Origin of the sequence: Pelistega indica (assembly GCF_000506865.1) — a bacterium.
Lineage (GTDB): Bacteria > Pseudomonadota > Gammaproteobacteria > Burkholderiales > Burkholderiaceae_B > Taylorella > Taylorella indica.
Genome location: NZ_AYSV01000032.1, coordinates 1 through 12,861, shown reverse-complemented (window position 1 = coordinate 12,861; position 12,861 = coordinate 1). Strand labels below are relative to the sequence as shown.

At 41.1% G+C, this 12,861-nt stretch carries 8 protein-coding genes, 2 tRNA genes, 3 rRNA genes and 2 pseudogenes; 12 read left to right on the top strand and 3 right to left on the bottom strand.

Annotated elements, in window-relative coordinates:
* The 6 genes from V757_RS17860 to phbB all read left to right on the top strand — a co-directional run.
* A 16S ribosomal RNA gene (locus V757_RS17860) occupies positions 1-527 on the top strand; the annotation flags it as partial.
* Between the two features lie 75 nt (positions 528-602).
* A tRNA-Ile gene (locus V757_RS17855) sits at positions 603-679 on the top strand.
* A 148-nt stretch (positions 680-827) separates the two neighbouring features.
* A tRNA-Ala gene (locus V757_RS17850) sits at positions 828-903 on the top strand.
* A 413-nt stretch (positions 904-1,316) separates the two neighbouring features.
* Positions 1,317-4,188 (top strand): 23S ribosomal RNA (locus V757_RS17845).
* Positions 4,189-4,349: 161 nt separating this feature from the next.
* Positions 4,350-4,462, top strand: a 5S ribosomal RNA gene (rrf, locus tag V757_RS17840).
* Positions 4,463-4,973: 511 nt separating this feature from the next.
* Complete coding sequence (phbB, locus tag V757_RS17835; RefSeq protein WP_023949651.1) at positions 4,974-5,714, top strand: acetoacetyl-CoA reductase; 741 nt, start codon at positions 4,974-4,976, stop codon at positions 5,712-5,714.
* A 295-nt stretch (positions 5,715-6,009) separates the two neighbouring features.
* Here the strand turns inward: phbB and V757_RS17830 are convergent, their stop codons facing one another.
* Together V757_RS17830 and V757_RS17825 are read right to left on the bottom strand one after the other, a co-directional pair.
* A complete protein-coding gene (locus V757_RS17830; protein WP_023949649.1) occupies positions 6,010-7,212 on the bottom strand; it encodes a CaiB/BaiF CoA transferase family protein in 1,203 nt (400 codons plus the stop codon).
* Positions 7,213-7,249: 37 nt separating this feature from the next.
* The gene (locus V757_RS17825; protein ID WP_023949647.1) at positions 7,250-8,425 is read right to left on the bottom strand and encodes an acyl-CoA dehydrogenase; all 1,176 of its coding nucleotides are present in this window, start codon (positions 8,423-8,425) and stop codon (positions 7,250-7,252) included.
* Between the two features lie 103 nt (positions 8,426-8,528).
* Between V757_RS17825 and V757_RS17820 the strand changes: the two genes are divergently transcribed.
* The 6 genes and pseudogenes from V757_RS17820 to V757_RS17805 all read left to right on the top strand — a co-directional run.
* Entirely contained in the window at positions 8,529-9,335 is an 807-nt protein-coding gene (locus V757_RS17820) for an IclR family transcriptional regulator (protein WP_023949645.1), read from the top strand.
* Positions 9,336-9,469: 134 nt separating this feature from the next.
* Positions 9,470-10,639: a M20 metallopeptidase family protein gene (locus V757_RS17815; protein ID WP_023949643.1), complete on the top strand. Its 1,170-nt coding sequence runs from the start codon at positions 9,470-9,472 to the stop codon at positions 10,637-10,639.
* A gap of 13 nt (positions 10,640-10,652) precedes the next feature.
* Complete coding sequence (locus tag V757_RS29105) at positions 10,653-11,423, top strand: AbgT family transporter (RefSeq protein ID WP_245586951.1); 771 nt, start codon at positions 10,653-10,655, stop codon at positions 11,421-11,423.
* A gap of 92 nt (positions 11,424-11,515) precedes the next feature.
* A complete protein-coding gene (locus V757_RS29100; protein WP_245586950.1) occupies positions 11,516-11,842 on the top strand; it encodes an AbgT family transporter in 327 nt (108 codons plus the stop codon).
* Complete coding sequence (locus V757_RS29095) at positions 11,823-12,155, top strand: AbgT family transporter (RefSeq protein ID WP_245586949.1); 333 nt, start codon at positions 11,823-11,825, stop codon at positions 12,153-12,155. Before V757_RS29100 ends, V757_RS29095 begins: the two co-directional genes overlap by 20 nt.
* Before the next feature lie 118 nt (positions 12,156-12,273).
* Positions 12,274-12,654 (top strand): annotated as a pseudogene (locus tag V757_RS17805) (AbrB family transcriptional regulator); the annotation flags it as partial.
* A 24-nt stretch (positions 12,655-12,678) separates the two neighbouring features.
* Here V757_RS17805 and V757_RS28855 read toward each other — a convergent pair.
* Positions 12,679-12,861: pseudogene (locus V757_RS28855) on the bottom strand (hypothetical protein); the annotation flags it as partial.

Below are 12,861 nucleotides of genomic sequence, written 5' to 3'. Positions count from 1 at the left end.
GAGATTTGACTGTGGCTCGCAAGAGAACCGGAACACAGGTGCTGCATGGCTGTCGTCAGCTCGTGTCGTGAGATGTTGGGTTAAGTCCCGCAACGAGCGCAACCCTTGTCATTAGTTGCTACGCAAGAGCACTCTAATGAGACTGCCGGTGATAAACCGGAGGAAGGTGGGGATGACGTCAAGTCCTCATGGCCCTTATGGGTAGGGCTTCACACGTCATACAATGGTCGGGACAGAGGGTTGCCAAGCCGCGAGGCGGAGCTAATCTCATAAACCCGATCGTAGTCCGGATTGCAGGCTGCAACTCGCCTGCATGAAGTCGGAATCGCTAGTAATCGCGGATCAGCATGTCGCGGTGAATACGTTCCCGGGTCTTGTACACACCGCCCGTCACACCATGGGAGTGGGTTTTACCAGAAGTAGTTAGTCTAACCGCAAGGAGGACGACTACCACGGTAGGATTCATGACTGGGGTGAAGTCGTAACAAGGTAGCTGTAGCGGAAGCTGCAGCTGGATCACCTCCTTTAAGAGCATGCTCTCGAAGCGGAAGCGTCCACGCTTATCGGTTGTTTATGACTATCATTAAACACGAAGCTAGAATGGGTCAGTAGCTCAGTCGGTTAGAGCACCGTCTTGATAAGGCGGGGGTCGCTGGTTCGATTCCAGCTTGACCCACCAAAGAGTTGGACTGAGGGTGTCGCCTTTATCGTCGCGAAAGCAAGGGTAGGGAGATTATCATCAGATGCAAGGAGTGGTAGACGCAAGCGATGACGTGTACAACGAGGTACACGACGAAGCGACGCAACAACCCAATCCGATGCATATTGGGGGATTAGCTTAGTTGGTAGAGCGCCTGCTTTGCAAGCAGGAGGTCATCGGTTCGATCCCGTTATCCTCCACCATGACAACTAGTGCCGTGGCAATGATAGAGAAAACAATCAACAGGTTTTAAAAAAGGTATTGTAGTGCTGAGCGATCAGTGTGATAATACACGGCTGTTCTTTAACAATTTGGAAGAAGCACAACAAGTAATTCAAATGCGTAATTTTATCTCTTTTCAGGAAGAGGTGAAATGACAAATTTATTTATGGGTTGTGATTGCATTATTATTTTTGAAGTTCTCAACGTATATCGAAAGATATGAATAAACATTGATGAACGGCATAAACACGCAAACTCAAGCATAGGGTGTATAGGAGGGCGAACCGGTCCGAGAAAAGGCCTATATATCCTGGTGATAGTGATATCACCGAAGATAAAGTTAGCTTAATCATAAAACGTTTATTTGCTTAACCATAAGCCGATAAAGTTATAGGATCAAGTAACTAAGTGCACATGGTGGATGCCTTGGCGATCACAGGCGATGAAGGACGTTATAGCATGCGAAAAGCTACGGGGAGCTTGCAAATGAGCATTGATCCGTAGGTGTCCGAATGGGGAAACCCACTGCTTTTAGCAGTATCATCACATGAATACATAGTGTGATGAGGCGAACCGAGTGAACTGAAACATCTAAGTAACTCGAGGAAAAGAAATCAACCGAGATTCCGACAGTAGCGGCGAGCGAAATCGGAGCAGCCTAGACGAGATAATACATTGACATAGTCGAATAAACTGGAAAGTTTAGCCGTAGCAGGTGATAGCCCTGTAGACAAAATGCGATGTGTGGTACTAAGCGTCGGATAAGTAGAGCGGGACACGTGGAATCCTGTTTGAAGATGGGGGGACCATCCTCCAAGGCTAAATACTCGTGATCGACCGATAGTGAACCAGTACCGTGAGGGAAAGGCGAAAAGAACCCCGGGAGGGGAGTGAAATAGAACCTGAAACCGTGTGCATACAAACAGTCGGAGCATCCAAGTGGTGTGACGGCGTACCTTTTGTATAATGGGTCAGCGACTTACATTCAGTGGCAAGCTTAACCGAATAGGGAAGGCGTAGCGAAAGCGAGTCCGAATAGGGCGTTTAGTCGCTGGGTGTAGACCCGAAACCAGATGATCTATCCATGGCCAGGTTGAAGGTACCGTAACAGGTACTGGAGGACCGAACCCACTAATGTTGAAAAATTAGGGGATGAGCTGTGGATAGGGGTGAAAGGCTAAACAAATCTGGAAATAGCTGGTTCTCTACCGAAAACTATTTAGGTAGTGCCTCAAGTATTACTGGTCGGGGGTAGAGCACTGTTATGGCTAGGGGGTCATGGCGACTTACCAAACCATGGCAAACTCCGAATACCGACAAGTAGAGCTTGGGAGACAGAGCACTGGGTGCTAACGTCCAGACTCAAGAGGGAAACAACCCAGACCGCCAGCTAAGGTCCCTAAAATTGGCTAAGTGGGAAACGAAGTGGGAAGGCATAGACAGTCAGGAGGTTGGCTTAGAAGCAGCCACCCTTTAAAGAAAGCGTAATAGCTCACTGATCGAGTCGTCCTGCGCGGAAGATGTAACGGGGCTAAGCCAGTTACCGAAGCTGCGGGTGCACAGTTTACTGTGCGCGGTAGGAGAGCGTTCTGTAAGCCTGAGAAGGTGGCTTGTAAAGGCTGCTGGAGGTATCAGAAGTGCGAATGCTGACATGAGTAGCGATAAAGGGAGTGAAAAGCTCCCTCGCCGTAAGTCCAAGGTTTCCTGCGCAACGTTCATCGGCGCAGGGTGAGTCGGCCCCTAAGGCGAGGCAGAGATGCGTAGCTGATGGGAAGCTGGTTAATATTCCAGCACCGACATTAAATGCGATGGGGGGACGGATGGCGAAATCTGATCGGGTGATTGGTAGTACCCGTTGTTGGTTCCAAGAAGGCTGTTAGGCAAATCCGGCAGCGCAATTCAAGGGATTGACGCGAAGCGAACATGTTCGCGAAGTCAGAGGCAGTTGTCCCAAGAAAAGCCTCTAAGCTCTAGTTTAATGTTGACCGTACCGCAAACCGACACAGGTGGACGGGATGAATATTCCAAGGCGCTTGAGAGAACTCAGGAGAAGGAACTCGGCAAATTGATACCGTAACTTCGGGAGAAGGTATGCCTTTGTAGCGTGTTAAAGCGTGAAGAGGCCGCAGAGAATCGGTGGCTGCGACTGTTTATTAAAAACACAGCACTCTGCAAACACGAAAGTGGACGTATAGGGTGTGACGCCTGCCCGGTGCTGGAAGGTTAAGTGATGGGGTGCAAGCTCTTGATCGAAGCCCCAGTAAACGGCGGCCGTAACTATAACGGTCCTAAGGTAGCGAAATTCCTTGTCGGGTAAGTTCCGACCTGCACGAATGGCGTAACGATGGCCACACTGTCTCCTCCTGAGACTCAGCGAAGTTGAAGTGTTTGTGATGATGCAATCTCCCCGCGGCTAGACGGAAAGACCCCATGAACCTTTACTGTAGCTTTACATTGGATTGTGAACCGGCCTGTGTAGGATAGGTGGGAGGCGCTGAAAGTAGGACGCTAGTTTTACTGGAGCCGTCCTTGAAATACCACCCTGGTTTGTTTGCGGTTCTAACCTAGGCCCGTTATCCGGGTTGGGGACAGTGTATGGTGGGCAGTTTGACTGGGGCGGTCTCCTCCTAAAGTGTAACGGAGGAGTTCGAAGGTACGCTAGGTACGGTCGGAAATCGTGCTGATAGTGCATTGGCATAAGCGTGCTTGACTGTGAGACTGACAAGTCGAACAGGTGCGAAAGCAGGACAAAGTGATCCGGTGGTTCTGAATGGAAGGGCCATCGCTCAACGGATAAAAGGTACTCTGGGGATAACAGGCTGATACCGCCCAAGAGTTCATATCGACGGCGGTGTTTGGCACCTCGATGTCGGCTCATCTCATCCTGGGGCTGTAGCCGGTCCCAAGGGTATGGCTGTTCGCCATTTAAAGAGGTACGTGAGCTGGGTTTAAAACGTCGTGAGACAGTTTGGTCCCTATCTGCCGTGGGCGTTGGATACTTGACGGAGGCTGCTCCTAGTACGAGAGGACCGGAGTGGACGTACCGCTGGTGTATCGGTTGTCATGCCAATGGCATTGCCGAGTAGCTACGTACGGAAGAGATAACCGCTGAAGGCATCTAAGCGGGAAACTCGTCTGAAGATAAGGTATCCCGGGAGTTTATCTCCCTAAAGGGTCGTTCGAGACCAGGACGTTGATAGGCTGGGTGTATAAGTGCAGTAATGCATGTAGCTAACCAGTACTAATTGCCCGTGCGGCTTGATCCTATAACTTTATCGGTTGATGACGCATCAACCTGGGTGTATAGTGTTCTTATGCCACAAGATATAATTCTCATGTGAGAAACCCCTCAATCTCAACCCCATCGCATTGAACCAACCTTGTGCTTCTTCCAAAGGGCTAACCAACAAGCCGTAACCGTTTTACGCTTGACGACCATAGCAAGGTGGTCCCACTCCTTCCCATCCCGAACAGGACAGTGAAACACCTTTGCGCCGATGATAGTGGGTGGACACCTGTGAAAGTAGGGCATCGTCAAGCTTCTTATTCGCTAAACCCTCTAGACCTCCCTCTAGAGGGTTTTTTACGTCTAGCGACCATAACAAACTAGCTCCCCCTCCACGGTTTAAACTCATCCTCATATCGCCCCCATATAACCATCTTGCGTGGTGTATGGCGACTTGTTTATGAGCCAGCGATTCTAGCGCATCGCTCCACTACCTATAAGACAATTATGTTATGCCCCTCCAGTCCATCACTACGCCTTCAGACAATTCTCGCTCGCTATTCCTAACTAAAATTATCCATTGCTAACCTCATCAGCATAGACGCTAATAGAGCGATCAAGCACATCAAACCCCATAGCCTCTGCGAGTCAATAACAAACAACCCTGAAAAACACTCAACTTATTGAACTGCTCTTATTCCATAGGAGCTTTTTTCTGTTTATATGAATAACATGCTAGTAATGTCATTTGTCTTATTTTTATAATTGAATAAGAGTAGAATAGAAAGAGTTATAACCATAATGTTTCTTAAGAGGATAACGGAAATGACAACTCATACAGCATTAATTACAGGTGGTACAGGTGGATTAGGTACAGCTTTTGCTCGTGCACTTCATGATTCTGGATATACAGTACTAGTAACCCATTTACCACAAGAGAATCCACAAGCTTGGCTAGCTCAACAGGCAGCAGAGGGGTATACCTTTAAAGCCTATCCTGTAGATGTTAGTGATTTTGATTCTGCTCAAGCTTTGGCTCAAACAGTACAAGCTGATGGTTATGTCGTTGACGTTTTAGTAAATAATGCGGGCATTACACGTGATGCAAGCTTTAAGAAAATGACCAAACAGGCTTGGGATGAGGTTATGGGTGTTAACTTAGACAGTATGTTTAACATGACAAAAGCATTTATTGAAGGTATGTTGGCTAAAAAATGGGGGCGTATTATTAATATTGCTTCTATCAGTGGTATAGCGGGTAATTTTGGTCAAGCAAACTATGCATCGACTAAAGCAGGCATCACTGGATTCACAAAAACACTTGCACTAGAATTTGCAAGCAAAGGAATTACTGTTAATTCTATTTCTCCAGGATTTTTCCGCACAAATATGACAGCCGCTATTCCTGCAGATGTAATGAATAATGTACTGTTGCCTAAAATTCCAGTAGGACGTTTAGGTGAGCCAGAAGAATTAGCAGGTTTAGTTGCTTTCATGGCTAGTGAAAAAGCAGGATTTTTGACTGGTGCAAATGTGAATATGAATGGTGGTCAATATATGCTTTAGGTTTAAATTTATTAAGTTATTTAATATTTAAACTTTAAGTATTAATGACTCGCCACTAAAGTCTTATAGGGTTTAGTGGTGAGTTTTTCTTTTGTAGATCTTTTAATATATTTATCTGATTAGACTCAGAATTATTGTCATATTTACCAGATTTCTCTGTCATCTTATTAATAAAATTTTCCTAATATTTTGAAAACTTTTTGTTTGTAATTAGTATAGCTAGGTTATACGTAGCAAGAATAATTTAGATAGTCAATAAAACTTGTTTGCTTAGCAAAACTTAGACTGCATCTTATCAAACAACACCTTTCTCTTTGAGTCCTTGAAGTTGTTCAGTACTATAGTATCTAGAAAGTATTTCATCTGTATTTTCGCTAAGAGTAGGTGGTGGGTTGCGATATTGAACAGGTGTATCTGATAGTTTGATAGGATTTCCTAGCGTTTGGACAGGTCTTCCTAACTTGGCAAAGTCAATAATCATATTTCTTTGCAGTGTTTGCTCCATTTCTATAGCTTCTGCAATGGTGTTAATTGGGCCACAAGGTACACCAGCCTCTTCAAATAAAGTAAGCCATTCGTCTCGCGATTTAGTCACAAAAATTTCTGACATAAGCGGGATGAGAATTTCTCTATACTTGACTCGATTTGGATTACTTGAAAAGCGAGTGTCGGTATTCCATTCTGTTTGCATAACACGGCAGACAGAGGCAAATTGAGAGTCGTTACCGCATGCAAGAATAATGTGTTGATTTTGATTTGTCTCAAAAACTTGATAAGGGACAATGCTTGGGTGAGCATTGCCTAAGCGTGGTGGAACTTGATGATTGGCTAGATAGTTTTGTCCAATATTAGCTGTCATTGTGATAGCACTGTCAAAAAGTGAAACATCAACTAACTGCCCCTTTCCGGTAAATTGACGGGCGATTAGGGCGGCCTGGATGCCAATAACAAGCTGTAGACCAGTAAACAAATCTACAACAGCTACGCCAACTTTATGAGGTAGTCCCTCACTTGGTCCAGTAATGCTCATTAAACCACTCATACCTTGGATAATATAATCATATCCGGGACGATGAGACTCTGGACCTGTTTGACCAAATCCTGTAAGTGAAGCATAAATAAGTCGAGGATTAAGCTTCTTTAATGACTCATAATCTAAGCCATATTTTTTGAGACCACCAACTTTAAAGTTTTCAACCAGAATATCGGCATCAGCACAGAGCTGGCGAATAATATTTTGTCCTTCGGGGCAAGTAATATCTACTGTTACTGATTTTTTATTACGATTAACAGTTGCAAAATAGGCAGAAGTACCGTCAGGGAAAACAGGTGGATTCCATTGTCTTGTTTCGTCACCGACTATTGGGCGTTCCACTTTAATAACTTCTGCCCCTAAATCTGCCAATATTTGGGTGCAGCTAGGACCTGCAAGTACGCGTGACAAATCTAGTACTTTAATCCCTTGTAAGGCTTGAGTTTTTTGTTCATTGATTGACATACTAAATCCTAGCTTTTTCTGGTGTTATATAAAGTTGTTAAGCAAATGCTTGAATACCTGTTTGTGCCCGACCTAAAATGAGAGCATGAATATCGTGAGTCCCTTCGTAGGTGTTGACGGCCTCCAGATTCATGACGTGACGGATAACATGGAATTCATCAGAAATACCATTGCCACCATGCATATCTCTAGCTACACGTGCTATTTCTAGTGCTTTGCCACAACTATTTCGCTTAATTAATGAGATTATTTCTGGCGATGCACGATTCTCATCCATTAAACGCCCAACTCTTAAGGCAGCTTGAAGACCAAGACTAATTTCTGTTTGCATGTTAGCGAGTTTTAACTGTACAAGCTGAGTCGCTGCAAGAGGGCGGTTGAACTGTGTGCGATCTAATGTGTATTGACGGGCAGCATGCCAACAAAACTCAGCTGCTCCTAAAGCGCCCCAAGCAATACCAAAACGAGCTTTGTTTAAGCATCCAAAAGGTCCTTTAAGCCCTCGAATTTCAGGGAAAGCATTTTCCTCAGGAACGAATACATCATCCATTACGATTTCACCAGTAATAGAGGCACGTAAAGAGAATTTACCTTCAATTTTTGGAGTGCTTAGACCTTTCATGCCTCTTTCAAGAGTGAAGCCACGAATGATATTTTGATCATCTTTTGCCCAGACTACCATTACGTCAGCAATTGGGCTATTAGTAATCCACATTTTGCTACCATTGAGTAAGTAGCCACCATCAGTTTTACGAGCACGCGTTTGCATACTTGATGGGTCTGAACCTGCATTAGGCTCTGTCAGTCCAAAACAACCAACCATTTCCCCCTTGGCTAATTTAGGTAAGAATTTTTGTTTTTGCTCTTCTGTTCCATAAGCGTAAATTGGATACATGACAAGACTTGATTGAACACTCATTGCCGAACGATAACCTGAGTCTACACGCTCAACCGCACGGGCGATAAGGCCATATGAGACGTTTGACATACCAGCACATCCATATCCATGAATCGTACAACCAAGTAAACCTAATTCCCCCATTTTTAACATAAGGTCTCGGTCAAAGTGTTCATTGCGATTGGCTTCTAATATGCCTGGCATTAATACGTCCTGACAGAAAGACTCAGCTGTTTCAAGAACCATACGCTCTTCATCCGATAATTGATCTATGAGTAAAAAAGGGTCTTGCCAGTTAAAAGAAGGGCTTTGCATTTTATTCTCCTAAATAAGCTATTTTGTTTCGCTATGCGAAAAAATGTTTTATTATAAGTAATAATTTAACGTATCTTAATAGAGATGTAAAGGGAAACATAAAGTGTTCAACGAAATCTTATTGGCAATAGAAAAGGCTGAAAAAGAGAATAATCGTCAATTTGTTACTGCTTTGGCTAGGGGGCTTAGTGTTTTATATTTAACAAGTCTTTATCCTCATGGTATGAGTTATCACCAAATATGTGAGATGACAAAGCTTCCTAAGCCCACAGTGACTCGATTATTAAAAACATTGATGAATTTAAAGTTTTTAAAGCAAAATCAACAGACGGGTTTATATGTCGCTGATGTTAGATTACAAGAGCTTGTAATGGGACAAAAAAGTATAGATGTGACGGAACAAATTAAACCATTATTACTTAATTTTGCCACTACGCATAATGTATCGGTGAGTGTGGCCATTGCTCAATATGGAGAAATGTTATATTTGCAAAGTATACGATCACCTGCAAAAATAACTGTTCAATTACAGATTGGCTCTACTGTGCCATTACCAGATACAGCAATTGGGAGGGCTTATTATGCAAGTCTTAGTGAACATGATAAGAAAATTATTAATTCGGATCTAGTAAGATTATATCCAGATGATTATGGCAAGAAATTAGCTATTCTCCAGAAACAAGAGACGTTTATTAAAAAACATGGATATACGGTATCAGAACGAGAATTTTCCAAAGAAATTTTGGCGATAGCCGTAACAGTCAAGCATGCATTAGCACCGCATGGTATTTATGCTATAAACGTTAGTGTTCCTTCTGCTAATATGGATATGAATACATTGATTAGAAAGGTTGCAGAGCCTTTAAAAGAATTAGCCGCAACTATTCAGCAGTATATGGTGAGTGGTTAGTGGGTTTGTTGAATCTTATTTAAATAATTATAATTTATATTTAAATTAATTAGATAGTTAAGTATTTATTTAAACTTAAATCAATTTATTATAAATAGTATGGTAGGATTAAGTTGTTTAAATAAGGAGCGAAAATGTTTACACAAGATGAAATTCAATACATCACTGATTTAAGACAAGATATTCATGCTAATCCTGAACTTAAATATGAAGAAAATAGAACATCAGAAATAGTTCGTAAAGAACTCGAATCCTTGGGCTATCAAGTAATTTCAGGAGTTGCTAAAACAGGTGTAGTAGGAGTATTAGAGACAAATAAACCTGGACCTTGTATTGCATTTAGAGCAGATATGGATGCCTTGCCTATTCTAGAAAATACGGGTTTAAGTTATGCTTCAAATCATCAAGGAAAAATGCATGCTTGTGGTCATGATGGGCATACAGCAACATTGTTATTGGCTGCACGTTGGTTAGCTAGAAATAAAGAACAGTTGATAGGTACTATTAAGTTGTTATTTCAACCAGCAGAAGAAGGGGGAAATGGTGCAGATAAAATGGTTCAAGAAGGAGTACTAGAAACGCCCAAGGTAGATGCTATTTTTGGTTACCATAATCGACCAGGTTTTCCTTCAAATTTAGTTTTTGTCAAACCTAATAGTGCCATGGGTGGTAATGATACTTTTGATGTCACTATCAAGGGGAAAGCTGGACATTCAGCGATGCCTCATTTAGCTATAGACCCTATTTATATTGCTGCTAATATTGTTCAACAAACTCAAGGATTAGTTGGTCGTAGCAAGTCTCCATTAAAACACGGAGTTATTACTGTTAGTAAATTCCATGCTGGTACGGCGGATAATATTATTCCAGCAGAGGCGGAGTTAACAATTAATATTAGAAGTGACTCACCAGAAAGTAGAGAGCAATTGGCAGGGCATATTGAGAATCTTATTAAGGGAAATTGTTTAGCTTTTGGTGCAGATTATTCTATTGATCATAAACATAATGTACCACCCTTGTGCAATCCTCCTGCCTATGCGGATTTTGTATTAGAGGTAGCCAAGGAGATATTACCTAATCATGATATCGAAAAACTTGATTATATGCCTACTATGGGAGCAGAAGATTTTGCTTTTTATCTAGAACATGTTCCAGGTTGTTTTTTCTTTGTTGGTAATGGCGTAGATTGTGCTTATTTACATAATGAAAAATATAATTTTAATGATGATATTCTGAGTACAGCTGCCTCTGTATTTGTTGGCATTGCTTTGAATGCTAGTCGTTTAACTAATCTTTTAAAATAGAGGGGATTGGACTATGGAAAGATTTTTAAATTATATTGAGAGAGTTGGGAATAAGTTACCTCATCCCTTTTTCCTTTTTGTGAGTTTATCAATTATCGTTATTCTTGCTACAGCTGTTATGGCAGGATTTGATATATCAGCTGTCAATCCAAAGACACAAAAGGTAGTAGAGATTAAAAGTTTATTATCAACACCAGGGATTCAATATATTTTCACCAGTATGGTGGAAAATTTTGTGAAATTTCCCCCTTTGGGGATTATTATTGTGGCAATGTTTGGTATTGGCCTTGCGGATAAAGTTGGTTTGTTACCGGTATTAATTCAAAGTAGTGTTAGTAAAGTACCAAAATCTTTTTTAACCTTTACTGTCTTTGTAGTGGGTATTACTGGCAGTATCGCTTCAGATGCAAACTATATTATCCTAATTCCTTTGGTCGCTTTAATTTATCACTCTTTAGGCCGTCATCCACTTGCGGGAGCTGCTGCTGCTTATGGTGCTGCAGGAGCTGGGTTTGATGTTAGTTTATTAATTACAACAAGTGATGCTCTTTTTTCTGGTATCACAACAGAGGCTGCTAGATTAATTGATCCCAAGTTTTATGTTAGTCCATTAGATAACTACTATTTTGCAGTTGTATCAGTAATAATTTTAGCTATTTTAGGTACTTTGATTATAGATAAATTTATTGAACCACGTTTACAGAAAACACTACCGATTGATGCAGATGTAAAAGCAGAGCCAGCACATCAGTTATCTGATCTAAGAAAAAAAAGGATTACGTAATACTTTATATGCAGCATTAATTTTTTTAGGTTGCGTTATTTTTATTACTTTTACCTAGTACATCACCATTACGTAACCCAGAAGGAGGGTTAGTGCCTTCACCATTTCTAAAAGCCTTTGTCCCTATCTTATTTGGCTTTTTTATTACGTTAGGTATTACCTATGGTAAGACGGTTGGAAAAATTACTAAATTAGCGGATATTCCAGCTTATATGGTAGAAGCGGTTAAAGAACTAGCCACAACGCTAGTATTATTCTTTGTGATTGCTCAATTTATTGCTTATTTTAATTGGTCAAATTTAGGGCAATATATTGCTATTCAAGGATCTGTATTTTTAGTAGCATACTCAATTAACTGGCTACTCAATGATGGTTGCTTTTGTAATTATGAGTGCTTTAATGAATATCTTTATGACTAGTGGATCGGCTCAGTGGTCACTTATGGCACCGATTTTTGTACCTATGCTAATGTTAGTTGATTACCATCCAGCATTTACATTAGCTATGTTTAAAATCGGAGACTCTAGTACTAATATTATTTCGCCAATGAGTCCTTATTTTTCTGTTTGTCTAGTTTACATGCAGAAGTTTAAGAAAGATTTAGGTATTGGTTCATTGATGTCGATTATGTTACCTATCTCAATGAGTTTCCTTGCTATATGGACAGTCTTATTATTGGTTTGGGTAGCTGTAGGTTGGCCACTAGGTCCTGGTATATATCCTCAGTTATAAGCGAATAATACCTAGATGGGTAGTAAAAATAGGTGAATTAGATATACATAAAAGACTAATTTCTAATTTTTAGAAGTTAGTCTTTTCATTTAAAGGAGTCAAGAGTTATTTTCACTCTCTACTTGTAGCCGTTACACAAGCTATTATAGGAACAACAATAGGTATAAGATTTGTAGGCTATAAATGGAGAGATATATTTAGAGATGGATGGGTATCATTATTAATAGGATTCTTGTTAGCTACTGTAGCGACAATATTTTCCATTATTATTAGTTATGTTTCAGGGTTGGATTTTGCTACTTTATTGTTAGTTTTCCTGCCAGGAGGAGCGCCAGAAATCGGTGTTATGGCCATGGCATTAGATATAAATCCTGCGATTGTTACGATGCATCATATGTTGAGAGTATTGATAATAATAGTTTTAGTCAGTATTTTTTCTAGCAATTATTTAAAAATGCAGGATATAGAAAAAACACCAAAAACAATTGGTGTTGATTGATGTGTGCTAGGATTAATACTCCATCTATTTATTTTTCAGAAGAAAGTTTACGAATACATTCTCTAATGCATGAGCGACATTTATTCTCAAAGCTGGTGGATAGCTATTTTTTTTATCTGGGTAGAATAATGCCCCCGGAGCAAGAAAAATACTTTGTTCACTGGCTAAATGCGATAATTCAATTATTCTACTTAATTTTTCATTTAA

Coding starts and splice junctions, on each gene's coding strand:
- phbB (WP_023949651.1), top strand. CDS start 4,974: ATGACAACTCATACAGCATTAATTACAGGTGGTACAGGTGGATTAGGT.
- V757_RS17830 (WP_023949649.1), bottom strand. CDS start 7,212: ATGTCAATCAATGAACAAAAAACTCAAGCCTTACAAGGGATTAAAGTA.
- V757_RS17825 (WP_023949647.1), bottom strand. CDS start 8,425: ATGCAAAGCCCTTCTTTTAACTGGCAAGACCCTTTTTTACTCATAGAT.
- V757_RS17815 (WP_023949643.1), top strand. CDS start 9,470: ATGTTTACACAAGATGAAATTCAATACATCACTGATTTAAGACAAGAT.
- V757_RS29105 (WP_245586951.1), top strand. CDS start 10,653: ATGGAAAGATTTTTAAATTATATTGAGAGAGTTGGGAATAAGTTACCT.
- V757_RS29095 (WP_245586949.1), top strand. CDS start 11,823: ATGAATATCTTTATGACTAGTGGATCGGCTCAGTGGTCACTTATGGCA.